Here is a 25,491-nt window from a genome sequence, read left to right as displayed (position 1 = left end):
ACAATAGTAAAAGCTATGAGATAATTTCCTGTATTTCGTCACAAATACTAAGATAGTGGTTTCTGGCATAGCCTCCACCCATGACCTACCGCCAAAGGCGGTGGTTTAGCCATTAGAATTAAAAAGGGATAGCCGGTTGGTTATCCCTTTTTTGTGGACTCTGCCTATCCACCCCAGTTGTCATTTCGAAACGAGGAACGAGTGAGAAATCTTAAACGCGCGATCCGCCTGCCAAGTGCTTAAGATTTTTTCGCTGTCGCTCGATAAAGAAGTTCTTGCTCCGCTTCGAAATGAGAGTTATTGATTTTTCAACTTTCCCAAAACCATCCTTCATTCCGCCTGTAATATTTATAGCGTTAAATCTAAAATTTATACGATTATGGCAAGCTTAAAGAATAAAAAAATAGCTATCCTTACCGAGGAAGGATTTGAGCAGGTGGAGTTAACAAGCCCTTTAGAAGCATTGAGATATGAAGGCGCGACAGTACATGTGATATCGCCCCAGAGCGGCCGCATAAAAGCATGGGATAAAACGGGCTGGGGAATTACGGTTGATGTAGACAAGGAACTGGGCGAAGTTAGCCCGGCCGATTATGATGCGTTATTACTGCCCGGCGGCGTGCTTAACCCCGATAAATTGCGGCAGAATAAAGATGCAGTAGCTTTTGTAGCAGCGTTTCTGGCAGAAGGCAAGCCGCTGGCTGCCATCTGCCACGGACCGCAAATGCTGATTGAGACCGGCATGATCAAGGGCCGTAAGCTCACCTCATACCCATCCCTGCAAACCGACTTAAAAAATGCCGGTGCCCATTGGGTTGATGAAGAAGTTGTGGTTGACAGAGGCCTGGTAACCAGCCGCCGCCCCGCTGATCTGCCTGCATTTAATAAAAAAATGATAGAGGAGATTGCCGAGGGTGTACATGAGGGCGCGTAGGCCCCTGGCCACCCGGAAGGGAAAGAAATAAATATTAATATTAAAAAGGGATAGCTGCGTGGTTATCCCTTTTTTGTTTACACATCCATCAACAATATTTGTCATTTTGAAACGAGTAACGAGTGAGAAATCTTAAACGGGCGACTTATCAGCGTTTAAGATTTCTCCCTACGATTCGAAATGACAAACGGTTAATCAGAAATGACGACTTGCTTTATTAAATTTGCATCATGTCCTCAAAAAAAGCTGTCATTATTGGTGCGGGTATAGCCGGTATAGCAACGGCTGTCCGTTTGGCCGTTAAAGGCTACACGGTTGAAGTATTTGAAGCTAACGCTACCCCGGGCGGCAAGCTGGCCGAGGTTAAAAAAGACAATTTTAGGTTTGATGCCGGGCCCAGCCTGCTTACCATGCCGCAATATATCGATGAGCTTTTTGCGCTGGCCGGCAAAGAGGCTCCGCAATATTTTCAATATCAAAAGCTGGATATTATCTGCAAGTATTTTTATGAGGACGGCACCAGGCTCACCGCTTATGCAGCTGAGGATAAATTTGCAGCAGAAATAGTTAATCATATCGGCGAACCTGTTGCCTCGGTAAAAAAACAAACAGCCAACAGCGCGCGGCTGTATGAATTAACCAATCCGGTTTTTTTGCAGCGGGCGTTTAATGGCTTTAGGGCGCTGTTCACCAAAGCAGGTTTTAAGGCATTGCTGAATTTAAAAAAGCTGGATACCGGCCGCACCATGCACCAGGCCAATCAGCGCTTTTTCAGGGACGCGCGCCTGGTACAGTTTTATGACCGTTATGCTACCTACAATGGCTCAAACCCATACGCGGCGCCGGCAACGTTAAACGTAATCCCGCACCTGGAGCAGTATTACGGCGCTTATTTTCCCCAGGGAGGAATGTATGCCATCGTTACAAGCTTGGTTAACCTGGCCGTAATGCTGGGTGTTAAGTTTCATTACAATTGCGCTGTTGATGAAATCGTCCTGAACGGTAAATCGGCAACTGGCATAAAAATTAAGGACGAGGTAATCAATGCTGATCTCATCGTATCCAACATGGATATTTGGTTCACCTATCATAAGCTGCTAAAAAATCATCCCAAACTACATCCCCAAAAAGTATTGCAGCAGGAGCGCAGCAGTTCGGCGCTGGTGTTTTACTGGGGGATCAATAAGAAGTTTATCAAGCTTGATTTGCATAATATATTTTTTAGTGCAGATTATGAGGCCGAGTTTGATCATATCTGGAAGGAAAAAAATATATACCACGACCCAACTGTTTACCTCAATATCACCTCAAAACTAAATGCAAAGGATGCCCCGCCGGGCTGCGAAAATTGGTTTGTAATGATCAACGTTCCGGCAAATACCGGGCAGGACTGGGACACCATGATTGCCGAAGCCCGCAAGCATATCCTCACTAAAATATCGGGCTTACTAAATGAAAATATAGGCAAGTTGATCATCAGTGAAACCATACTTGATCCGCGCGACATTGAACATAAAACCTCATCCTACCAGGGATCAATTTACGGCACCAGTTCAAACAGTAAATACGCTGCGTTTATGCGCCACGCCAACCTGTCGGCTAAAATAAAGAACCTTTATTTCTGCGGAGGCAGCGTGCACCCGGGCGGCGGGATACCGCTGTGTTTATTGTCGGCTAAGATTGTAAGCGGGTCTGTTTAAAATCAGGAGCCGGGGAATCACATCGGCCGGGTTTTATGGCGATTTTTTATTCCTGCACATTCTGTGTACCTTTCCTTTTTTACAAAATATAAAACCGCTAGCCTGTATGAATACAATCAGCCGCCTAACCATTGTGGCGCTTGCAATGCTGCCATTTGCAGTTAACGCACAATCGCCCGAGACCAAAGCCTGGGTTGCCAAATCAAATAACTACACCAAGATCTTACTGGATATTGATAAAAAATATTCGCCCGAGTTTGGCTCGCGGCAGGGGCTGGCCGTTTATGACGACCAGATCTCGGTGCCCACACTTGCCAATACTACCGCCGCCCGCAAGGAGCGTTTGGCCGCAATTGTTAAACTCAAAGCCGCCCGCCAAACCGAGACCGATGAATTTGTTAAACAGGATTTAAATATCCTGATCAGCAAATCAGAACTGGCCATAAAAGGCGAGTTATACGGGCTGCAAAAAACCGTTCCGTTTTTAAATGCTACCGGTAGTGTTTTTGGCGGTTTGCAAACCCTGCTTGACGACCAGACCGCGCCCGAACGCCGAAATGCCGCATTGGTGCGCCTGCGCAAATACGCCGGTTTAGAAAAAGGGTATAGGCCTATCGCTGCTATCATGAAGCAGCGCATACAACAACAAATGGCCAAGCCGGGTGTGATCTATCCGTCAAAACAGGACGTGGAAGTATCATTACAGCACGATGTGAGTATGCTGGATGGTATTGGCGAATTGTTTAAAAAATATAAGCTAACCGGCTGGGAGCAAACTTATGCTATTCTAAAACAGCAGTTAAGCGGCTATGATAATTGGATCCGTACTACGATACTTCCCAGGTCCCGCACAGATTTCAGGCTGCCTGCCGAAGAATATCAACTGGCTTTAGAGAATTATGGCATAGACATTCCGCCTGCACAGGTAGCTAAAATGGCGCATGCCATGTTTAACGACCTGCAGAAACAAATGGGCGGTTTAGCCACGCAAATTGCCGAAAAATATAAACTACCCTCAACCGATTACCGCGACGTGATCAAATACCTAAAAAAAGACCAGATCGTGGGCGACTCGATCATGCCGCTTTATCACCGCCACCTGGCAGATATCGAGGCCATCATCCGCGAGCACCATTTGGTTACCTTGCCTAACAGGCCGGCAATAATCAGGCTGGCATCGGCTGCCGAAACTGCGCAGCAGCCCGCACCGCACATGGTGCCGCCACCATTTTTAAATAATACCGGCCAGCGGGGTGTTTTTGTATTGCCGTTAAATATGCCGGCTGCGCCGGGGGCCAAAGAAGACCGGTATGATGATTTTACCTTTGATGCCGCCTCGTGGACCCTTATTGCCCATGAGGCCCGCCCCGGACACGAATTGCAGTTTGATAAGATGGTGGAAGAAGGGGTGTCGCAGGCCCGTGCCTTATATGCTTTTAACTCGACGAATGTGGAAGGTTGGGGATTGTATTCGGAATCAATAACCTTGCCTTATATGCCGGTGGAGGGCCAGTTAATCTCTTTGGACTATCGCCTGCTGCGTTGCGCACGCGCGTTTTTAGACCCTGAACTTCAAGCCGGAATAACCACCCCCAAACAGGCTTACGCGGTGTTAATGAATGACGTGGTACAATCGCATGCCTTTGCGCAGGAAGAAGTGGAGCGTTATACGTTAAACATGCCCGGACAGGCCAACAGCTATTTTTATGGTTATACCAAAATGATAGCGCTGCGGAAAGATACCGAGGCCGCATTAGGAGCCAAATTTAACCAGCAAAAATTCCATGACTTTGTATTGGCACAGGGCATACTGCCGCCGGCGTTATTGCGCGAAGCGGTGATGAATGATTTTGTACCGAAGGAGAAATAGTTTTTAGAGATAGGGATCAAGAGATAGGATACAGGTTAGACTTACGAAGTTTAAAAAACTTCGTAAGTCTTTCTGGCACATCTTCTACCTGATTATTTCGCTATTCTGTTCGCAGGCTTGTCGCCGAGTTAGCCAGCGCCGCCTTAATAGCGGTATACCCCACAGTTAACCACGCTATACTTATTGAAGATAAGATGGTGACTACAAAAAACCAGGCACCCAGGGTTATATGAAACGTATAGCCTTGCAGCCATTGGTGCATAAGGTACCAAGCAACAGGCGATGCTATCAAAAATGCCATGATTACCAACATCGTAAACTCTTTAGATAAAAGCACAACGATATCTTTTACCGGCGCGCCAAGTACCTTGCGGATACCGATCTCTTTTTTGCGCTGAACAGCCATAAAAGAAATCAATCCGTATAGCCCTAAGCAGGAGATAAAAATGGCTATAGCAGAAAAAATCTTGTACAGTTGCGACAACTGGTTTTCTTGTTTATAAAAACTTTCAATGGTTTGGTCCATAAAATGATATTCAAACGAGTACTCATGGAAAGCCTTACCCCATATTTTCTCCATCGCGGCTGATATCGAGTTTGTTTTGCTGAGATTGATTTGCATACTGGCCAGGTGATACCCATTTTTAGCGGTCGACATTACGACAAGATCAATAGGGTCACGGAGCGAATTGGCATGAAAATCTTTCACCACACCAACTATAGGCAGGGTCCTTCTGTTTATCGTTATGCGGCGGCCAATGGCATCGCCGGCGTTGCGGATGCCCAGTTTCCTCACTACGGCTTCATTTACCACGAACTCGCGCAGGGTGTCAGATGGGAAATAGATCCTGCCGGCGACAAGATGGATGTTATATACATTGAAGAAATCCGGGTCAGCAATTTTCATGCTCACAATCATATCCGCGTTAGGGCCGGTATTGCCTTCTTTGCGCAGGTCAACCGCCCAGGTGCCATCCCCGGATGGAGAAAACATACTCATGCCAACTTTTTCAACTCCGGGTATTTTTGATAGCTCATTGCGCAGGTAATCAATTTTTGTATGGCCAAGGCTATCGGCCGGAAAGCTGGCGTAAATAACAGCATTTTTTCTAAACCCCATGTCGGCATTGCGGAAGTAATTCATTTGCGACGTTACTACCAGCGTGCCAATGATAAGCACCTGCGCTATCACAAATTGAAAAACAACCAGCCCACGCTTAAATAAAATCCCGCTTTTTTGATCAGCACCCATGCTGCCGCTTTTTAAAACGGTGACAGGCTTAAATCCTGATAGTACCAGGGCCGGGTAAAATCCGGAGAGCAGCGAAACCATTACTAATGTGCAGCACATATATAAGATCAACTGCGGGCTATAAAGCGATGATGCAGATAACTGGATATCTAACAGGTTATTGATCGCCGGCAGACAAAATAAAACGATAAGTAAGGAGATGACAAAAGCAAAAATACAGGTTATTGCCGTCTCCCCTAAAAACTGGCTCATCAGCTGCAAGCGGCTCCCGCCCAGCACTTTTCTAACCCCCACTTCGCGGCCGCGGTTGATGGCCTGCGCTACGGTAAGATTAATAAAATTTACACAGGCCACCACAAGCAGGAACAAACCGATAAGGCTAAGTGCCAGTATAAGATCTTTACTAAAAGTACGCCCTGAAAAATTGCCGTAACGCTCGTCATAGTGCATTTGGTTAAGCGGCTGGAGCGAAAGTGAATAACCGGCATTTATAGACTTGATATGCCGCGCATTGAACCCTGCAAGTGATTGGCTTAACCGGGTTGGCGTAACACCATCAGGAAGCTCCACAAAACAATAATTGCCATCGTTTATGCTATTCCAGTTGTTAAAGTTTCGGTCTGTTGACAGGCTGGCATAAGATAGTACAGCCTTTATTGGGAAATCTGTATTAGATGGCGGATTATCAAGCACACCGGTAACCTTAAGAAAAGCACCATTCATTTTAAGCGTTTTGCCTATGATGCCTCTCCAGTCGCCAAAATATTTTATAGCGGTAGCTTTAGTTAGTAGTATAGTATTAGGCTCGTTAAGCGCGGTTTTTATATCACCATCAATTAATCCGAAATCAAACATTTGAAAAAATTGAGGTTCGGCAAAAAATACACCATTGGCCTCTTTAAACTTTTTCAATCCGGTGCCATCTTTGCCGGGGATAATTACCTGTCCGTCGCCATTGCCGGATATAGCGGCCGCATTGGCCACTTGCGATAGTTCTGTCCTTAAAGCCGGCGTTACCGGTATGGGTACGCCGGTGTAATACCCTTTGCTAACCGGGTCTGTGCCCACCCTCACTACCCGGTAGATCCTGTTTTTTTTAGCGTGAAAGCTATCAAAGCTTTGTTCATACTGCACTACTAAAAATATGATTAAAAAAGCGGCAAAGCCCACCGCCAGTCCGGCTATATTAATAGTAGCGTTGCTTTTATGCCTTGACAAGTTTCTTATGGCTGTTTTGAAGTAGTTTTTTAACATTGCCCCAGGTTTTAAGTGATCAGGTACTTATGAAAGTTACCCTATTATTTTCAAAATTAATGCCATTGAGATAATGCATTGAAAATGTGTTTATTAGGAAGGTTGTTCCTGGTTCAGGTGTTCGTTTTCGATGCAGGTAATGTGCGGTTTTGGCTGATGGTGCTTATTTAATTAACAGGCGGTACCTGCAGAATAGCGGTTGTGAGTGTAGTGATTGAGTGATCAAACGCTTTATCAATTTAAAAAGACCCTGGCATACTAAACATAGCGAAGAATTTGTGAGATTACTTCTTCGCCGTATTAAGAGTGAAAAACTGAAGGAGAGTTGTAACTAGCTAACCAAATCCTGATTTTTACCTCTTGATTCCGGCTTCTTCACATTAACCGGCTGCGGCACTTTTACATAATACCCGGTGCCATCATAAACACGCTTGCGCGGATGCTCTTTACAGGCGTCGCTGCAGCAGCCTTCCATGGCGGTGCCGCATTCGTCGCATTGAGTAAAGTGTTCGTTGCACTCGGGGTTGGCACAGTTAATCATCTTTTCGGTGGTTTTACCGCAGTTGTAGCAGGTGGATATTACCACCGGGTTAACGGTATTAACTTCTACAGATAAGCGGTTATCAAACACATAGCATTTGCCTTCAAAATCCTCGCCGCCGGCTTCTTTGCCGTATTTAATGATGCCGCCGTGCAGCTGGTAAACATCCGTAAAGCCTTCGTGTAATAACAAGGCTGATGCTTTTTCGCACTTAATGCCGCCGGTGCAGTAGGTAATTATTTTCTTGTCTTTGTATTGGGCAAGCTCATTAATCTTATCCGGGAAATCGCGGAAATTCTCGATATCCAATGTTATGGCATTTTTAAATTTGCCCAGGTTATGTTCGTAGTTTGAGCGTACGTCAAGAATTATTACGTCCTCGCTGTTTTTCAGTTCCAGAAACTCTTTGGGCTCTAAATGTTTGCCGGTTTTTTGCTGCGGATTGATAATGTTCGGATCGCGCAGGCCCGAGTGTACGATCTCGTCTTTATAGCGCACATGCATTTTTACAAATGAGGGCGTATCCACCTCGTCCACTTTAAAATCGATGTTGGCGAAACGCGGGTCGGCGTGCAAGGTATCCATATAAATTTTGCACGATCCAACCGAGCCCGAAACAGTTCCGTTCAAACCCTCTTCGGCTACAATAATACGGCCGGTTAGGTTAAGCTCTTTGCAAAATTTTAAATGATCGGCGGCAAATTGCTCCGCATCAGCTATTGTTGAATAACAATAGTAAAGTAGTGTATTGTATTGTTCCATAAATCATTGATGCCGCTGCAAACGGCGTTAAATGAAATGCAAATTTAAGGATTAGGAATTAAATATCAGAGTTTAAAGATCAGCGACTGGAGATCGGGCTTATTTTTTACGTCAGACAACAGACATAACTAAGCTCCAATCTCCAATCATGCAACCTACCTTATACCGTAAAATATCCTTATCCCCTGTATATACTTTTTGTTGCCTGTGTAGGATACACCATAATCAATCCTGAAGATGAAGCGTTGAACGCCCACATAAAACTCCGAGTAGTTGGGGTTGTTTTTTTCCGTCAGGTAGTTGGCACCTATAATTTCTTCCAGTTTCAGGTTGCGCATAAAGCCAATCTTGCCCAGTAATGAACCTGAAAAATTATGCTGGTAATGCGCTTCTAAAAAAGCGCCGTTGGCACTAAACTGGTAAAAAGGTAAAAAATGGAAACTACCCACATAGGTCGGGTCAAACGTGGTACCCTGGTTACCTAAAAAGTGGTTATAATCCATGAAATACAGCGCCTTTTTGGTAAAGAAATCGCCCGCAGTTAGTTTGAATGATGAATAACCCATCAGCCCCAGGCGTATTTTACTCTGCGAAACGTCAACCGAGCCAAAATCATAATTCGCATCTGCGCCAAATATCCCCGGTATAGCTTTACGGTAATTTACCGTAAGGACTGGGTATGCCGATGGTAAATAAACCTTACCCGTTGGCCGTGTTATATAATGCTGGTCGAAAGTGAACCTAACCGAGGTGCTTAAGGTAAGCGCCTGGTTTTGCGGGAACAAAACCGACCGGTCCTCGGCAGGTGCCGTATCGGGCGCCAAAGGATTGTTAGAGGTATAACGCCTTGTTTTTGATGTAAAGATATGATTGTAGGATGTGTTGAACAGCTGTGTCCGGTTGGCATAAGACAGGTAGGCCGTCCACAATATCCCGTTGGATAGTTCTCGCTTAAAGCCAAGATCAGCATATTCTGACCGGTAATATTTTACATAGTTGTTATTACTCAACAACGTACTTAACGTGTTGAAATATAAAGAACGGGTGCCTACATTATTGAGATCAAGAATGTCATTTCCAAAATTTAAAAATAACTCGCCGGCATCAAACGGATCATAAGTATAGGATGAATGGATATTGGCGCTTAACAGCTTATTGGCAAACCCATACCGAACCGCGGGAGAAATGCTGAACGTTTTAAAATCGTCTGACGTGTTAGAGTAACGCACCTTTAAATTCAGGCCCATCCCTTCAACCGTGTTATAAAACAAGGTTTGATTAAACGGGTAAACATATAATGAATCTTTGTTGTCCCGGCTGGTAGCGGTATATCCAAACACGGTATAAGGTATGATCAGGAACCGGTTTTTGCTTTTCTGTAAGGAATCCAGGTAGGGCCTGGTTTTTAATAAAGCCGCAACGCTGTCTTTTTTCTGATAGTCGCGCGTTTCCTGGGCGGTTAACGGTACCGGGCGGTTTTTAAACCAATAGCCGGCATTTTTTAAATTGGCAGCGGTATCAATTTTTAACACCTCGCCGTTAAAGAAGCCTTTAGGGTGTTCAACATTAAACTTGTAATTATTATAAATGCTGATATAATATCCCGTGAATTTAAAGCCGAAAACATCGCCATTGTAATCATATTGTATTGATGCCGGCATCCAGGTGCTATCTGCCACCGGGATATATTGCTGGCTTATCTGCATGGTATCAACCAGGTTAAGCCGGTTAATTTTATTGGTTAGCCGCAGGTCAACGCTATAAATGCGCCAGTCGCCTTCAACGATATACAGGTAGCCGTCAAACAAATATTCTGACTGCCGGCGCGCTGACAATTCAATTTTAGCTATTGTCCTCCCGTTCTCAACGGTAGAGCCAATTAATTTATAACGATAATAAGAAAAAGCGTTTTCGGCAACGGGCGATACGAAGCCATGACTGCTTAAACCATCAACCGTAAAAATATTATTATAAAAATTGGCTTGCAGGTCTGATGCCTTGTTATAGCTAAAAGTGGGTGTAATACCCGCCATGCGCGATGATATGGTAACCTCTTTTACCTTATTTGGCCGCTCGTAATCAAAGCTGGATATAGATTCTGACTGGTATAAGATCCCCCGGCCCAAACTGTCAAGATCAAGTACTTTGGCTACGCCGCCTTTTAATAAATTTTTAGGGGCCTTGGTTAATCTCTGCACCCCCTTTACGTAAATGGCGCACGAGTAGGATTTGATTTCCTTCAGGTAATATTCGCGTTTCCCGATCACTTTACGCATAATGGCTTCAGCGGCAGTATCGCGGTTTACCTGATTATTGATCTGTACCGTTTTTAGCTGAAAGATCTCATCTTCCAGCTGTATACTATTGCGTACGTCGCGGTCGGTTATGTTGATGTGTTCAATACGCTCTTTATAACCCACATAACGATAAATGACATCATAACTGCCGGGGCTTAAATTAAACTTGTAAATCCCGTCCTCGTTAGTGGTGGTGCCATAGGTTGAGTTGCGGATATATACCGAAACATAGGATATAGGTACGTTCTTCGAGTCGGTTATCCGACCCGATAAAGTAAATTGCTGTGCCGATGCATTAAAAACAAAACCACCCGTCAGCAGCATTATCGTGAGTAAAAAATTCTTCATATCGTTCACAAATAATGATTTACGGGCGTAAATGTTTGCGCCGGCACCTATTATTATTTAAAACGCGCTGTTTTGAAGCTAAATGATACTTATTGTTTAATTTTGCAAAAAATTAACTGAAACATGTATAACACACTACAACCGGTTTTGCAACAGGAACTTGCGGCTATTGAAGAAGCAGGTTTATATAAAAAAGAACGCATCATAACCTCACCGCAGGGTGCCGACATCACGGTACAGGGCGGACAGAAAGTGATCAATTTTTGCGCTAACAATTATTTGGGACTATCTGGCGATGCAAGGGTTATTGAAGCCGCTAAAAAAGCGATGGATACCCATGGTTATGGTTTATCATCTGTGCGCTTTATTTGCGGTACGCAGGATATCCACAAAGAACTTGAAAAAAAGATAGCCGAATTTTTAGGCACCGAAGATACCATCCTTTACGCCGCGGCATTTGACGCTAACGGCGGCGTGTTTGAGCCGTTGTTTGACGCCCAGGACGCCATTATATCTGACGAGCTGAACCATGCCTCGATCATTGACGGCGTGCGTTTATGCAAGGCCCAGCGCCAGCGTTACAAACATGATGATATGGCCGACCTGGAGGCCAAACTGCAGGAAACGGCTTCATGCCGCCACCGTATTATAGTTACTGACGGCGCATTCTCAATGGATGGCACCATTGCCCAGCTGGATAAGATCTGTGCACTGGCCGAACAATATAATGCTTTGGTAATGATTGACGAGAGCCATTGCTCTGGCTTTATGGGTAAAACTGGCCGTGGCACGCATGAGCATCATAACGTAATGGGTAAAATAGATATCATTACCGGTACGCTGGGTAAAGCTTTAGGCGGCGCATCAGGCGGATTTACATCCGGCAGGAAAGAAATTATTGATATGCTGCGCCAGCGCTCAAGGCCCTATTTGTTCTCGAACACACTGGCCCCCGCAATAACCGGTGCCTCAATAGCGGTACTGGATATGCTGAGCGAAACTACGCAGCTGCGTGATAAGCTGGAAAACAATACCCAATACTTCCGCAAAGCGATGACCGAAGCGGGATTTGATATTAAACCGGGCGTGCACCCTATAGTGCCGGTTATGCTGTATGACGCCAAGCTGGCGCAACAGTTTGCCGCCAAAATGCTGGAAGAAGGTATATATGTTATCGGGTTTTATTACCCGGTGGTGCCACAGGGTAAGGCACGTATCCGTGTGCAGATCTCTGCCGCGCATGATAAAGGACATCTAGACAAAGCCATTGCCGCGTTTACCAAAGTGGGTAAAGAGTTAGCGGTAATAAAATAATACAATTTATATTTGCGCCCGTAAAGCTGAATGACATGCAAGACCAAATAGATCAATACACTGCCGAGATCAATGCCTTTTCGCCTGCTAATGCGGATGAGCTGGAAACGTTCCGTATAAAATTTTTAGGTACTAAAGGATTAATAAAAGACCTTTTCGAAGACTTTAAAACCGTCGGCCCTGAAGAGAAACGTACGTTTGGTAAAGTATTGAACCAGTTTAAACAACTGGCCGAGGCAAAGTATAACGATTTAAAAGAAAGCCTTACTTCGACCGATATCGATCAAAAATCAGATATCGACCTGACGCTGCCCGGCGACGGTTTCCAGGTTGGCTCGCGCCATCCGTTGTCCTTAGTGCGTAATGAGATCATTGATATATTTAAGCGCCTGGGGTTTGTGGTGGCCGAAGGCCCGGAGATAGAGGACGACTGGCATAACTTCAGCGCGCTAAACTTTCCCGAGGAACATCCTGCCCGTGATATGCAGGACACCTTTTTTATCAAAAAAAATGCCGGTAAGGATGATATCGCTTTGCGTACCCATACCTCATCGGTGCAGGTAAGGATGATGGAGAACGGTAAGCCGCCTTTCCGTGCTATAATGCCGGGCCGCGTTTACCGTAACGAAGCTATCTCTGCACGTGCGCATTGTTTCTTTCACCAGGTTGAAGGTTTGTATATCGACGAGAACGTATCTTTTGCTGATCTGAAACAAACGCTCTACCATTTCGTTCAGGAGTTGTATGGCGAGGGTACGCAGGTGCGTTTCCGCCCGTCGTATTTCCCGTTTACCGAGCCGTCTGCCGAGATGGATATATCCTGTACCATTTGTAAGGGTGCGGGCTGTAATATGTGTAAATACAGCGGCTGGGTTGAAATACTAGGCTGCGGAATGGTTGACCCTAATGTGCTGGAAAATTGCGGCATCGACAGTAAAAAATATACCGGCTTTGCCTTTGGCATGGGCATGGAGCGTATCGCCAACCTTAAATATGTTATCCGCGATCTGCGTTTATTTAGTGAGAATGACGAACGTTTCCTGAAACAGTTTCAAACAGAGATTATATAATATGAATAAGAAATTAGGGTTTATTGCGGTGCTTATATTAAGTTGTTTTGCCTGTGGCAAGGCAACCGACTATGTCCCTAATGTCTCCGTCAACTTCCAGATGGCCCTGGCCGATCCGCGCCTTAATGCCCTGCACAATACCAACGGTGCGGTTATTATAAACGGCTACGGCGTTGCCGGGCTAATATTGTACCGCCAGGCTAATGGCAGCTACGCCGCTTATGACAGGTGCAGCGCCTACCTGCCGCAAAACAAATGCGCGGTAACGCTGGATAATCCAAGCTTTACCGTTACCGATCCCTGCAGCGGCTCCAAATGGTCGTTAGAGGATGGGTCGCCGGTTAAGGCACCCGCTATAAAATCATTAAAGCCTTATGCTGTAAATACCAATGGTTTTGAGATATTTGTACAGAACTGATCAATGGAAGCCGATAAAATAAAAGATAGTATTAAACGTGCCGCGCAAGATCTGTTTCGCAAATTTGGGTACCATAAAACCAGTGTAAACGAAATTGCCAAGCGGGCCAAAATTGCCAAGGCTACTATATATAAATATTTTGACAGCAAGGAACATGTGCTGCATACCCTGCTGATGGACTATATCCGCGTGAGTGTGGACGACCTGATCCTGTCAAACACGCCCGAAATGGACGAAGAAGCACACCTGGGTAACCTCATCATGAAAACCTGCCGGCTAAGCTATACCGTTTGTAACGAGTTTATCGGCTGGGACTTCATCCGCGAAAGCGCCAACTCGCAGGATTTTTTGAAGAACCTGAGTAACGAGCTGGAGGACCTGCTTATGGCCTCGTTTAGCCGCATCACCGCTATCCGTAAAACAGATAATTACCAGCAGCGTATGCGTTTTTTGATCAAATGCAGCAAAAGCATCGTGTTTAGCTTTGCCTTCACCTCGGTTTCCGACAGCGACGTGCGCAAAAACTTTGTATCTTTCCAGAAAGAAATCCTGCCTTATCTGGTCAAGGCGGCAATCACTATTTAGTTTGTCCGGATCAGCAGCCGAAGAGGCGTGCTTAACTTAGGGCGCGGTTTTCCGTAAATCAGCACCGGCGTAGCACTATTCCAAATTGTGGACAGCCTGAATTGCAATAGCTATGCCGGTTTAATGCCGTTATGTCATTAATATATGTCTAAACTGCCTTTTTTTCCACAGTAGTGAAATACATTCCTGTTTTGACTAAACTATTGCGGCGTAAGTGTATCAAACAGGTAAGTAACACCGTTATAATGTTAAATAGAGTTGCTGAAGCTAATTTTTTAGGCGATAATTATTGCTTAAAGTTTAACTTTTTATAGATTGCACATCATAATAGTGTCTGTTTATTGTTAAGCGAAAAACTTGGCAACAATATTGTTAATAATTTAAGAAAACAACGCGTCTTAACTGTAAAAACTAATTAATATATTAGGACGTATAATAGGAGTATATATGGAAGCAAAATTTTCGCCACGGGTTAAAGATGTGATACAATACAGCAGGGAAGAGGCATTGCGCCTTGGACACGACTATATTGGGACAGAACATCTTTTACTTGGCCTTATCCGTGATGGAGACGGCGTAGCTATAAAACTGCTAAGAGAATTAGCGGTTGATACAGCAAGACTGCGTCGTTCTGTCGAGGACGCCGTAAAAGGAACTATAGGAACTAACGTACATATTGGCAGCATACCATTAACCAAACAAGCCGAAAAAGTATTGAAGATAACTTACCTTGAAGCTAAAATATTTAAAAGCGATGTAATAGGTACCGAGCATTTATTGCTATCTATTTTGCGCGATGAAGATAATATAGCATCACAGATACTGATGCAGTTTAATGTTAATTATGAAGTGTTTAAGAGCGAGGTTGAATCGCACAAGAACAATATAACTGACGAGATGCCCGGTTCGCCAACCGGAGGGGATGATGATTTTAAAGAGGAAGAAGCATTTAATCAGCCTAAAAAGGTATCAGACATTAAATCAAAAACACCGGTGCTTGACAATTTTGGCCGCGATTTAACCCGCGCCGCCGAAGACGGTAAGCTGGATCCGATTGTTGGCCGTGAAAAAGAGATCGAGCGTGTATCGCAGATCCTGTCACGTCGTAAAAAGAACAACCCGATATTAATTGGTGAGCCAGGCGTAGGTAAATCTGCCATAGCCGAAGGTTTGGCATTGCGTATTGTGCAGCGTAAAGTATCGCGTGTATTGTTTAACAAACGCGTGGTTACTTTAGATCTGGCCTCGCTGGTTGCAGGTACCAAATACCGCGGTCAGTTTGAAGAGCGCATGAAAGCCGTAATGAACGAGCTTGAAAAATCGCCGGACGTTATTTTATTTATTGATGAGATCCATACCATCGTTGGCGCCGGCGGCGCTTCGGGGTCATTGGATGCATCAAACATGTTTAAACCGGCTTTGGCAAGGGGCGAGATTCAGTGCATTGGCGCAACTACTTTAGATGAATATCGCCAGTACATAGAGAAAGATGGCGCTTTAGACCGTCGTTTCCAGAAAGTAATGGTTGAGCCGGCTACGCCTGAAGAAACTGTTGAGATATTAAACCGGATCAAAGAGAAATACGAAGAGCATCACGGTGTAACTTATACCGATGAAGCAATACAAGCTTGTGTTACTTTAACTACCCGTTACATTACCGACCGCTTTTTACCCGACAAAGCTATTGATGCTTTGGACGAATCAGGTTCACGTGTTCACTTAACCAATATCCACGTTCCGCAGGAAATTTTGGATATCGAGAATAAAATTGAGCTGATAAAAGTTGAAAAGAATAAAGTAGTCCGCAGCCAGAAATATGAAGAGGCCGCTAAATTGCGCGATACCGAAAAGCATTTACTGGAAGAACTGGAGACAGCAAAATCTGCCTGGGAAGCTGAAACAAAATCAAAACGTTATACCGTAACTGAAGATAATGTTGCCGAGGTAGTATCAATGATGACCGGCATACCGGTACAAAAGGTAGGCCAGGCTGATAGCCAGAAATTGCTGAACATGTCTGAAAAGATCGGTCAGAAAATTATTGGCCAGGATGATGCGGTTAAGAAATTAGCGCGTGCCATACAGCGTACCCGTGCCGGATTGAAAGATCCCAAAAAGCCGATAGGTTCATTTATTTTCCTTGGTCCTACAGGTGTTGGTAAAACAGAGCTGGCCAAAGAACTTGCCCGTTTTATGTTTGATACCGAAGACGCGCTGATACAAATTGATATGAGCGAGTATATGGAGAAATTCGCGGTATCACGTTTGGTAGGAGCGCCTCCGGGCTACGTAGGTTATGAAGAAGGCGGACAGCTTACTGAAAAAGTACGCCGTAAACCATACGCCGTAGTTTTACTGGATGAAATTGAAAAAGCTCACCCGGACGTGTTTAACATCCTGCTACAGGTGTTGGACGAGGGCCAGTTAACTGATTCGCTGGGCCGTAAGGTTGATTTCAGAAATGCGATCATCATCATGACCTCAAATATCGGTGCACGCCAATTGAAAGATTTTGGACAGGGCGTAGGCTTTAGCACCAATGCAAAAACAACACAAGCCGAATCGCATTCAAGAGGAGTGATCGAGAACGCTTTAAAACGTGCTTTCGCTCCGGAGTTTTTGAACCGTATTGATGATGTGATTGTATTTAACTCATTGGGCGAAGAAGAAATATTCAAGATCATTGACATTGAACTGGCCGCTTTATTTGGCCGCGTTAATAGCTTAGGTTATAAAATTGAATTAACCGATGCCGCTAAAAAATTCATTGCCGATAAAGGTTATGATTCGCAATTTGGCGCCCGCCCGTTAAAACGGGCTATCCAGAAATACCTGGAGGATCCAATTGCCGAAGAAATATTAAAAGGCGAATTGAATGAAGGCGATATTATGCTGGTTGATTTTGATAAAGAAGCCGACGAGATAAAAATATCTGCAAAAAAAGCCGCGGTTAAAAAGCCAAAGCAGGAAGAGCAGAATTAAAATCAAGATAAAAAAGACGTCCGCCAGAAATGGCGGACGTTCTTTTTATATATAAAATGAGCCTGATCTTATTAAAAAAATAAAAAAACAAACTAAACGTTAAACCTTTGCGTTTTATAAACATCTTACTAGTCGAAAAACAACATTAATATGAAAAAAATCTTATCTATTGCATGCCTGGCCCTTATAGTGGTGGCATTAGCATCATGTAAAAAAACATACGTAACTAACGTAGTACCTAATCAAACGTGGATTTCCAGTCCGGTTCAGGTAACAGACTGGGCTTTAACCACTGATGGTAAAGCATATGCATATGATCTAAAAATTCCGACACATGACTTTTTTAATGATGACGACGCTACTATAGCTGAATTGTCTTTCGATACAGGAACAAACAGAACATATGAACCAATGCCTTATGTTTATAATAGCGTATCTTTTAGCTATACTCATTATATAGGTACCGACGGCTTTCCGCATATCATAATATATTCGCAACTGGCTGGCAGCGGTGCCGCGAGTAAACCCGTAGATCCGGTTATTGTTAAACTGGTTTTGATACCATCTATAGTTCAATAATTGGAAAATTGAAATTATACAAACAGAAAAGGCTAACCGTGAGGTTAGCCTTTTCTGTTTGTAATTCAATAGAATAGCTTGACGCTTTTAACCCATGACGGCATTACGCGTTCGTCAATAAAAAAGGCCAACCATCAGGTCAGCCTTTAACTATCATAATCCGAAATCTATATTATTTCTCCATCTGCTCAATAACGGCAGCAGTTACCCCGGTGAAAGAGAAACCGCCGTCATGGAAAAGATTTTGCATGGTAACCATTTTGGTTAAGTCAGAGAATAAGGTTACACAATAATCAGCACATTCATCTGCGCTGGCATTACCCAGCGGGCTCATTTTTTCGGCGTAATTGATAAAACCGTCAAAGCCCTTCACGCCTGATCCGGCAGTGGTGCGGGTTGGCGATTGCGATACGGTATTGATCCGTACTTTCTTTTTGGTACCATAATAGTAACCAAAGTTACGGGCAATGCTTTCCAATACAGCTTTGTTATCGCTCATGTCATTATAATCAGGGAACACGCGTTGTGAAGCAATGTAGGTTAACGCCACAACCGATCCCCATTCGCTGATGGCATCCATTTTCATGGCAGTTTGCAATACACGGTGAAGGCTCAATGCTGATATATCAAAACCCTTGTGGGTAAACTCATAATTGTTTTCATAATAAGGAATGCCTTTGCGCACGTTGATGCTCATGCCTATGGAGTGCAGAACAAAATCAACCGGCCCGCCAAAATGTTCCATGGCCTGGGTAAATAAAGCTTCGATATCAGCAGCAACGGTAACGTCGGCAGGGATAACCGGGGCCTTAATTTCGTCGGCCAGTTTATTTATGGTTCCCATGCGTAATGCAATAGGAGCATTGGTTAATACAATTTGGGCGCCTTCTGCATAACAATGCTGAGCGGTTTTCCAGGCGATAGAGTTTTCATCCAATGCGCCAAAAATTATTCCTTTTTTACCTTTTAATAAATTATAAGCCATGTTTTGATTTTTGTTTATAATGCCGACAAAGGTATGATTTTATTGAATTACAATTAAATATAAAAACCTAAACCCCGCCTGTCATCCCGAAGCGTAGCGAGAGATCTTATACGCTTCGTTTATTTTCATGATGATAAGTTTATATGTCATTGCGTGCTCCGCGATTGCCACGCTTTTCTACTTGCGATTGCCACGCTACGCTTGCAATAACGAGCGACTTATTTGTTCCCCTTCAGGGGGGTTAGGGGGCTAACAGTTCCCGCGCATTCTGCAACGCGCTTTCGCCCGGTTTGTCGCCGCTCAGCATTTTGGCTATTTCCAAGATCCGTTCGTTATTATCCAATTGTTTAATACGGGTGCGGGTGGTGTCTGCCTCGTCATCTTTATAAACAAAATAATGGCTCTGGCCCTTGCTGGCAATTTGCGGCAGGTGGGTGATGGTGATCACCTGTAAATTATCAGCCAGCTGCTCCATAATTTGCCCCACTTTATTGGCCACCTCGCCGGATACACCGGTATCTATCTCGTCAAAAATAATGGTTGGCAAAGCGGTGTTTTTGGCAATAAGCGATTTAATGCTCAGCATTAACCGCGATAGCTCGCCGCCGGATGCTACCTTACTCATTTCGGCCAGGGCATGGCCCTTATTGGCGCTGAAAAGGAATCGCACCAGATCTGTGCCAGTCCTGGTAAGTTCAGTTGCCGGCATTGCTTCGACTTTCAGGGCCGAATTGTTCATTCCCATTTCAGCCAGCGTTTGTAATACCTGTGCTTCAATAACCGGGATAGCTTTTGATCTGTTGGCGGATAATTGTCCGGCCAGGTCCTCCAGCTCCTTTTTATCGGCATTTAATTGCTGCTGTAATTTTTCGATCATTTCATCACCAAAAACAACTTGCCGGATCTTTTCGGATAGCTCATCCTGTAAAGCCAGCAGCTCGGCATTGGTATTTACGCGGTGTTTTTTCTGGAGATTATAAATAATGCTCAGTCGGGTATTCACCTCCGCTGCGCGCGGTTCATCCGTATGGGTGCGTTGTTCAAGGTTTTCAATTTCGGCAGCGATGTCTTTCAATTCAATAATGGCGCTGTTTAAACGCTCGTGCAGTTCATCAATGGCAGGGTTAAACTTGCTCAATGAGATTAGCTGTTGATCCGCCTCGCGTAACTGCAATAATGCCGACACCTCGCCCTCCTGCATTAAATAATTTGCTCCAATCAAATTCCGCTTAATTTCTTCGGCATTGGTTAAGGCGTACAGCTCCTGCTCCAGTTGCTCCTGCTCATCGGCTGACAGGCCGGCTTTCTCCAGCTCGTCATATTGAAACTGGTAATAGTCCAGGTCGGCTTTGGCCTTGTCGCTTTCGCCGATCAATTGCTGCAATTTGGCAGTCGATTTTTTATAGGCCCGGAATTTTGTTTGATATTCATTCAGCAGATCAGGATGTTTGGCTACCGAATCAACCACCAGTAACTGAAACTCCGGGTCGTTGATCTCCATGGTAGCATGCTGCGAGTGGATGTCGATCAGCTTTTCGCCCAATAACTTAAGCGAATTTAAATTTACCGGCGTATCATTTACAAACGACCGCGATTTACCATCAGCAGAGATCTCGCGCCTTAAAACGGTTTCTGCTTCGTAGTCCAGGTCGTTATCTTCAAAAAATGTTTTAAGGTGAAAACCGGCAATTTTAAAAGTACCTTCAATAACGCATTTTTTTTGCTGGTTAAAAAAATACCGGCTCTCTGCCCGCTGACCCAGTATCAGCGACAACGCGCCCAGGATAATAGATTTACCCGCGCCGGTTTCGCCGGTTAAGATGTTTAAACCTTTATCAAAGCTGATTTCAAGGGTGTCAATTAAGGCGTAGTTACTTATACTGAGTTTTTGAAGCATAAAAAAAGTATCCTTGTTTGGAGGATACTAAATTACAATTTACGTTAAATAGTTTAGGTAATGTTGAATAAAATAAAGAGGGTTGCCCCTCTCTATTTAACTAACTATAAACTGATCTAAAACTAATGGGCCTTATAAAGGTTGGATTTGTTGTGTGCTTTCGGTAGCCGGTTTAGCAGGCTCTGGTTTGGCAGGCGGTGGCGGCGGCACTTGTTTGCCTTTTAATTCTTTAGCCGGTCGTGGCGGCGGGGGTAACTGTTCGCTTTTTGACGTTTTTGGCGGTCGGGGCGCTTTGGCCGGTATTGTCTTGCGCATTCCATACCCCTTAGCTTTGCGCGTGGTATCTTTCTCCATCTCATCCAGTTTCTCTTTCTCTTCCGGGCTATTGTAGTATCCGCTTATCTCCCCGGCTCTTTTTTGTAAATCCTGCAGGTATTTTTTTCCTTCAGGGCTATCATAGTATTTGCCCATGTCTTCGCCAAATTTTTGTAAATCCTGCAGGTATTTTTTTCCTTCGGGGCTGTCATAGTATTTACCCATGTCCTCGCCGGCTTTGGCGATTTCCTTAATCTGCTTCTTCCACGCGGGCGATTCAAAATATTTAGCTACGCCGGTGCCTGACTCGGCCAATTCTTTCATTTGCTTTTTCCATTCGGGGCTGTTAAACTGTTCGGTCATTTTTTTACTTTCCCTGGCTATAAGCTCGCTTTGCTTTTGCCATTTCTTGTCGGTAACCATTTTTGCCATAGCCAGCGATTTTTCAACCAATGCTTTCTGCTGCTTCTTCCATTCGGGGCTGTTAAAGTGCTCGGCCATTTTTTTGCCTTGCACGGCCATCAGTTCGGCTTGTTTTTTCCATTCATCGCTTTCGTAGAACTTGCGTATTTTTAACATCCGCGCGGAGTCAGCCATACTCATCCCGAAATTTATATCGGCACCTTTACCTAAAAAGTTTTCCCTGTCCTCGGCAGGCAGGTCATTTACCGAGTTATATTCTTTTTTGTTACCGTTACCATCCTCTATTACAATTTTGTATTTCTTGTTTTTGATGATCGTGTCCATCAGCGCGGCCGGTTTTGTAGTATCAGCCACGAGTTTAAACGTTAAATGTTTTTGATGTTTAACAGTTGGCCGTTCTGCCGGCGCTGGTATTTCTGCCGGGCCGGTAATAGCCGCGGTTACCATTTTTATAGCAGGGGCATTTTTAATGATTACCCTGCCATCCTTAATTTCAGGATTTAGCCAGGCAATGCTGCTCAGGCTGCAGGTAAGCGCCAGTAAGGTTATCAGTACCGGCCGTATATTTACGGTTTGCGTTTTAGTTTTCATGATACGTTCAATTCGGGTTAATAATTCATACTTTTTTCCGGTAGCGGCAAGGGCCAGTTGCCATTGTTGTTGTTTGTTTTCTTCAAGTTTTAAAAGCGCCTGTGCATATATAAACGGACTGCCGGTAACGCGCACAACGATATCGTCGCAGCAGTTTTCTCTTTCTTTGCTGATTATTCCGGAAACTAACCGGGCAAAAGGGTTAAAAAATAAAAGTATCCCAATAACCTGCTGTACAAAGTTTAACAGATAATCGTTACGTTTTATATGTGCCAGTTCATGAAGCAGTACCGCTTCAATTTCTTCTGTTGATAAATGGCAGGTTATGCTTATAGGCAGCAATACGATAGGCTTAATAAAGCCGGTAACGCACGGCACATCTACCCACTCACTAAAAGCGGCTTGTATCTCTTGCCTGATAGCGAGTGACGCCGACAACCGTTTAACCGTATTGTCAAAACCGGCATCATTTATATTCTGGCGGATGCGGTAAATGCTGTTCCAGGCCAGTGTCAGCTTTAAAGTATTAAATACTAGGCCCACAACATACAGCATAGTTAAATAAGGCATGTAGCCCGATATGGTAAAGTAAAGGCGATTGGTCGGTGCATCCGCGGCATGAATAATTGCGGGCAGCGTTAACGGCGGTAGTTGCAGGGCCGTTGTTGATAGCCAGTTATAATAGTTAAGTTCTTTAAACAGGGTTACCACAAACCATCCCAGCATAAAAGTCAGTGCACCGTAACTAACCCAATACTTTAAGGCGGCCGACCGGGCCGGGAAAACCAGCATAAATAAACGCAGCACTATAAAAATAATCAGCCCCTGCCACAACGAGTGGATAATGGTTATACCTAAAACCTGGCTGATATTATATAACAGATTTTGCATAATGTTTGATTTTTAAGTTTTGTTAAGCCTAATCTTTATTAACTAATCTCTAATCTTCAACCACTAATCTTTACCCTCAAATTGTTGCAGATACTTCTTTATAGCGTCAATCTCGTCAGACGATGCACGGTGCTGGCCCAGGGCCTGTATCACCAAATCGGCAGTTGATCCTTTAAATACGGTATCTAAAATTTTATCAAGCGCGGTGTTTTGTGCCTGTTCGCGACTAATTACCGCAGTATATAAATGTGTTTTGGCGTTGGTATCGCGTTTAACCAACCCCTTGTCTGCCATTATCTGCATCAGTTTAAGGGTAGTGGTGTAACCGGCATCTTTGCTTTTAGCAAGCTCTTCATGTACGTCGCGTACGGTGCACTGGCCTTTTTTCCAGATCACCTGTAATATCTCCAGCTCGCTTTCTGTTGGTTTTAGTTCCATATAAATCTTATTCTACGAATATCTTCGTACAAAGATGTACGATCGTTTTCGTATATGCAAATTATTTTTTAAATAATTAGTTAAGCAACTATATATAAGTCGTTTTAAACGGAAAAATGTTACAGGCAGGGCATAACTGTTGGGCATTTCCCGGGTTAATGGGATAGACATGAAGGGATCTAACCGGCGCCGGGCCGTTAATTAAGTAGATATCCTCTGACCCCGGCGTGCCTATTTAGGCGATTGCGCCAGTATTCTCAACTCTTTTGGATAATAATTATTAATCCGGTTGGGCAATAGCTTCGCCCATCCTATAGCCTGTCCGTTAACTGTCATCAGGCTCCAGCCTTTTTTAGCAGTATCGATAGTTAAATTCTCGCGCCGCAAATAAAGGATCGCCTGGTTATGATCAAGCTCCGTTTGCAATACAGTATCTTTATTAATTATGGTACTTAAAGCCAGTTCATGGTCGGGTATCAAGTCGCGCCCGGCGAGCTTGCCTATCCTTACGCCCGATTTTTTAAGATATAAATGATGTTGCAGTAAGTTAAGGCTTTCTTTATGCTGGTTATTTATCGCCAGCCAATCGTCATTCACTTTAAAAAAATAATAAGCGGCGGGGTCATTGATATAAGCTTTTATTAATTCAAACTCATTATTATCCACCTTTTGGTTACGGTTGTTTTTAAAGGATAATAGTGTGCCGCTGCTTTCTTTCTTCCGCAGGCATGATGCAAACAGCCCTTCGCCTTTAAGCTGGCCCGGATAAAAACGATATCCCCAGGCTTTTTTTTCTGTCGATTGTGTTTCAACAATACCCCAGTCCTTATTAATAGGGATGCGCACGGTTTCTAATTCAAATTCTGTGCAAAGCCAATCCAGTATATCTTCATTTTCCTGGTGCGAGTAGGAGCAGGTACTATAGATAAGGTACCCATCCTCTGCCAGCGCCGGATAAATATCAGCCAGTATCCTTTCTTGCCGTTGGTGACAAAGGCTGACGTTGTTTTCGCTCCATTCATCCATAGCAGCCGGGTCTTTACGGAACATGCCCGAGCCGGAACAGGGCGCATCAACCAGTATTACATTAAAAAATCCGGTAAGGCGGTTAAAATCTTTCGGGTCGTTATTGGTTACTATTGTATTAGCGGTACCCCAGCGGCTAAGGTTGTCCGCAAGGACAGGTACACGGGTTTTAATGATTTCGTTGGCCACCAGCAGGTCGTCGGCCGTCATGGCCGAGTTTAATAATGTGCTTTTGCCGCCGGGCGCTGCGCAGAGGTCAAGTATGTTTACAGGTTCGTCGGGCTTAATATAATTTAAAATATGACCGATAAACATAGACGACGCCTCCTGCACATAATAACTACCGGCATGAAAAAGCGGGTCGAAAGTAAAGGACGGACGGGTATCCAGGTAAAAACCTTCAGCACACCAGGGCACCCCGCTGTCGGTTTTTAACGCCGTGTTTTTAAAAGGATTTATCCTGATTGAAGTTGGCGACTCACTATTTTGGTGTGCGTTGATGAAATTTTCGCTGTTAAAGCCGGGCTCGTCTTTTAATGAATCAAGGAAATTTGCCGGAAATTGATGGTTTTGCATGTGATTTCAAAGATACAAAATCAATATTTGCCCCGCTCTTAAATAAAAGCGATGTTGATAGCCGTTAATTTACAGCAGGTTATCAAATTGTTTTAATTATTTGAAAATATCTTTTGGCGGGATGCAGTTTTCTCCTTACATTTGCAACCCGCTCAATCAAAAAGGGCGGTTGTTTTTTGAAAAGTAAGGGTTTAAAATAAATATTAAAAAAGTGAAATAACACTTTGCAGATATCAATTTAAAATGTACCTTTGCAACCCGCAAACGAAGTAGCGGATTGTTCTAAAACACATTAAAAACCCTCTCGAAATTATTATCAAATAATTTTTGGAATAACGAAAAAGGTTCTTACCTTTGCAGTCCCAAAAGAAAGGGTCACCGGAAGCGAATTTCGGTTAGAAAGTTAAAAAGTGTTACTTTAACAAGTAACCAACAAAAACAGA

General features: G+C 44.0%; 17 protein-coding genes. 9 read left to right on the top strand and 8 right to left on the bottom strand.

Annotation, left to right across the window (positions count from 1 at the left end; translation table 11 throughout):
- Positions 1–379 precede the first annotated feature (379 nt).
- The 3 genes from LJ658_RS20095 to LJ658_RS20085 all read left to right on the top strand — a co-directional run bounded on the left by LJ658_RS20095 (position 380) and on the right by LJ658_RS20085 (position 4,504).
- Entirely contained in the window at positions 380–934 is a 555-nt protein-coding gene (locus tag LJ658_RS20095) for a type 1 glutamine amidotransferase domain-containing protein (protein WP_230548349.1), read from the top strand.
- A 230-nt stretch (positions 935–1,164) separates the two neighbouring features.
- The gene (crtD, locus tag LJ658_RS20090; protein WP_230548348.1) at positions 1,165–2,634 is read left to right on the top strand and encodes a 1-hydroxycarotenoid 3,4-desaturase CrtD; all 1,470 of its coding nucleotides are present in this window, start codon (positions 1,165–1,167) and stop codon (positions 2,632–2,634) included.
- A 106-nt stretch (positions 2,635–2,740) separates the two neighbouring features.
- Positions 2,741–4,504 carry a DUF885 domain-containing protein gene (locus LJ658_RS20085; RefSeq protein WP_230548347.1) on the top strand — a complete coding sequence of 588 codons (1,764 nt, stop codon included), beginning with the start codon at positions 2,741–2,743 and terminating at the stop codon, positions 4,502–4,504.
- Between the two features lie 100 nt (positions 4,505–4,604).
- On the opposite strand, the gene LJ658_RS20080 is transcribed toward LJ658_RS20085, so the two are convergent.
- From LJ658_RS20080 to LJ658_RS20070, 3 genes are all read right to left on the bottom strand, one after another.
- Entirely contained in the window at positions 4,605–7,010 is a 2,406-nt protein-coding gene (locus LJ658_RS20080; protein WP_230548346.1) for an ABC transporter permease, read from the bottom strand.
- Between the two features lie 331 nt (positions 7,011–7,341).
- A complete protein-coding gene (locus LJ658_RS20075; RefSeq protein ID WP_230548345.1) occupies positions 7,342–8,313 on the bottom strand; it encodes a rhodanese-related sulfurtransferase in 972 nt (323 codons plus the stop codon).
- Between the two features lie 155 nt (positions 8,314–8,468).
- Positions 8,469–10,958, bottom strand: a complete 2,490-nt coding sequence (locus LJ658_RS20070; RefSeq protein WP_230548344.1) for a DUF5686 and carboxypeptidase regulatory-like domain-containing protein — start codon at positions 10,956–10,958, stop codon at positions 8,469–8,471.
- 123 nt (positions 10,959–11,081) lie between these two features.
- On the opposite strand from LJ658_RS20070, the gene kbl reads away from it, so the two are divergent.
- The 6 genes from kbl (at position 11,082) to LJ658_RS20040 (ending at position 17,906) form a co-directional block, all read left to right on the top strand.
- Positions 11,082–12,272: a glycine C-acetyltransferase gene (kbl, locus tag LJ658_RS20065; protein WP_230548343.1), complete on the top strand. Its 1,191-nt coding sequence runs from the start codon at positions 11,082–11,084 to the stop codon at positions 12,270–12,272.
- A 35-nt stretch (positions 12,273–12,307) separates the two neighbouring features.
- Positions 12,308–13,342: a phenylalanine--tRNA ligase subunit alpha gene (gene pheS, locus LJ658_RS20060; RefSeq protein WP_230548342.1), complete on the top strand. Its 1,035-nt coding sequence runs from the start codon at positions 12,308–12,310 to the stop codon at positions 13,340–13,342.
- A 1-nt stretch (position 13,343) separates the two neighbouring features.
- Positions 13,344–13,760 (top strand): hypothetical protein, encoded by a 417-nt coding sequence (locus LJ658_RS20055; RefSeq protein WP_230548341.1) that lies wholly within the window; start codon positions 13,344–13,346, stop codon positions 13,758–13,760.
- 3 nt (positions 13,761–13,763) lie between these two features.
- Positions 13,764–14,345, top strand: coding sequence for a TetR/AcrR family transcriptional regulator (locus tag LJ658_RS20050; protein ID WP_230548340.1), 582 nt, complete (start codon positions 13,764–13,766; stop codon positions 14,343–14,345).
- 447 nt (positions 14,346–14,792) lie between these two features.
- Positions 14,793–17,327, top strand: coding sequence for an ATP-dependent Clp protease ATP-binding subunit (locus LJ658_RS20045; protein ID WP_230548339.1), 2,535 nt, complete (start codon positions 14,793–14,795; stop codon positions 17,325–17,327).
- A gap of 150 nt (positions 17,328–17,477) precedes the next feature.
- Positions 17,478–17,906, top strand: coding sequence for a hypothetical protein (locus tag LJ658_RS20040; protein WP_230548338.1), 429 nt, complete (start codon positions 17,478–17,480; stop codon positions 17,904–17,906).
- A gap of 172 nt (positions 17,907–18,078) precedes the next feature.
- Here LJ658_RS20040 and LJ658_RS20035 read toward each other — a convergent pair whose 3' ends face one another.
- The 5 genes from LJ658_RS20035 to LJ658_RS20015 form a co-directional block, all read right to left on the bottom strand.
- The gene (locus tag LJ658_RS20035) at positions 18,079–18,891 is read right to left on the bottom strand and encodes an enoyl-ACP reductase (RefSeq protein WP_230548337.1); all 813 of its coding nucleotides are present in this window, start codon (positions 18,889–18,891) and stop codon (positions 18,079–18,081) included.
- Positions 18,892–19,132: 241 nt separating this feature from the next.
- Positions 19,133–20,788: a DNA repair protein RecN gene (recN, locus tag LJ658_RS20030; protein ID WP_230548336.1), complete on the bottom strand. Its 1,656-nt coding sequence runs from the start codon at positions 20,786–20,788 to the stop codon at positions 19,133–19,135.
- 132 nt (positions 20,789–20,920) lie between these two features.
- Complete coding sequence (locus LJ658_RS20025; protein WP_230548335.1) at positions 20,921–23,008, bottom strand: M56 family metallopeptidase; 2,088 nt, start codon at positions 23,006–23,008, stop codon at positions 20,921–20,923.
- Positions 23,009–23,071: 63 nt separating this feature from the next.
- Entirely contained in the window at positions 23,072–23,446 is a 375-nt protein-coding gene (locus LJ658_RS20020) for a BlaI/MecI/CopY family transcriptional regulator (protein WP_230548334.1), read from the bottom strand.
- A gap of 231 nt (positions 23,447–23,677) precedes the next feature.
- On the bottom strand, positions 23,678–25,048 hold the full coding sequence (locus LJ658_RS20015) for an RNA methyltransferase (protein ID WP_230548333.1): 1,371 nt from the start codon (positions 25,046–25,048) through the stop codon (positions 23,678–23,680).
- Positions 25,049–25,491: the final 443 nt, after the last annotated feature.

The sequence above is a fragment of the Mucilaginibacter sp. UR6-11 genome (assembly GCF_020880695.1).
In the GTDB taxonomy this organism is placed as follows: Bacteria; Bacteroidota; Bacteroidia; order Sphingobacteriales; family Sphingobacteriaceae; genus Mucilaginibacter.
The sequence above is the reverse complement of the archived record's forward strand: the minus strand, read 5'-3'. Positions and strand labels throughout refer to the sequence as shown.

Excerpts from the sequence above, each read along its gene's own strand:
- crtD (WP_230548348.1), top strand. The coding sequence starts at position 1,165 with ATGTCCTCAAAAAAAGCTGTCATTATTGGTGCGGGTATAGCCGGTATA.
- LJ658_RS20050 (WP_230548340.1), top strand. The coding sequence starts at position 13,764 with ATGGAAGCCGATAAAATAAAAGATAGTATTAAACGTGCCGCGCAAGAT.
- LJ658_RS20045 (WP_230548339.1), top strand. The coding sequence starts at position 14,793 with ATGGAAGCAAAATTTTCGCCACGGGTTAAAGATGTGATACAATACAGC.
- LJ658_RS20080 (WP_230548346.1), bottom strand. The coding sequence starts at position 7,010 with ATGTTAAAAAACTACTTCAAAACAGCCATAAGAAACTTGTCAAGGCAT.
- LJ658_RS20040 (WP_230548338.1), top strand. The coding sequence starts at position 17,478 with ATGAAAAAAATCTTATCTATTGCATGCCTGGCCCTTATAGTGGTGGCA.
- LJ658_RS20020 (WP_230548334.1), bottom strand. The coding sequence starts at position 23,446 with ATGGAACTAAAACCAACAGAAAGCGAGCTGGAGATATTACAGGTGATC.
- LJ658_RS20095 (WP_230548349.1), top strand. The coding sequence starts at position 380 with ATGGCAAGCTTAAAGAATAAAAAAATAGCTATCCTTACCGAGGAAGGA.
- LJ658_RS20025 (WP_230548335.1), bottom strand. The coding sequence starts at position 23,008 with ATGCAAAATCTGTTATATAATATCAGCCAGGTTTTAGGTATAACCATT.
- LJ658_RS20015 (WP_230548333.1), bottom strand. The coding sequence starts at position 25,048 with ATGCAAAACCATCAATTTCCGGCAAATTTCCTTGATTCATTAAAAGAC.
- LJ658_RS20085 (WP_230548347.1), top strand. The coding sequence starts at position 2,741 with ATGAATACAATCAGCCGCCTAACCATTGTGGCGCTTGCAATGCTGCCA.
- LJ658_RS20075 (WP_230548345.1), bottom strand. The coding sequence starts at position 8,313 with ATGGAACAATACAATACACTACTTTACTATTGTTATTCAACAATAGCT.
- recN (WP_230548336.1), bottom strand. The coding sequence starts at position 20,788 with ATGCTTCAAAAACTCAGTATAAGTAACTACGCCTTAATTGACACCCTT.
- LJ658_RS20070 (WP_230548344.1), bottom strand. The coding sequence starts at position 10,958 with ATGAAGAATTTTTTACTCACGATAATGCTGCTGACGGGTGGTTTTGTT.
- LJ658_RS20035 (WP_230548337.1), bottom strand. The coding sequence starts at position 18,891 with ATGGCTTATAATTTATTAAAAGGTAAAAAAGGAATAATTTTTGGCGCA.
- LJ658_RS20055 (WP_230548341.1), top strand. The coding sequence starts at position 13,344 with ATGAATAAGAAATTAGGGTTTATTGCGGTGCTTATATTAAGTTGTTTT.
- pheS (WP_230548342.1), top strand. The coding sequence starts at position 12,308 with ATGCAAGACCAAATAGATCAATACACTGCCGAGATCAATGCCTTTTCG.
- kbl (WP_230548343.1), top strand. The coding sequence starts at position 11,082 with ATGTATAACACACTACAACCGGTTTTGCAACAGGAACTTGCGGCTATT.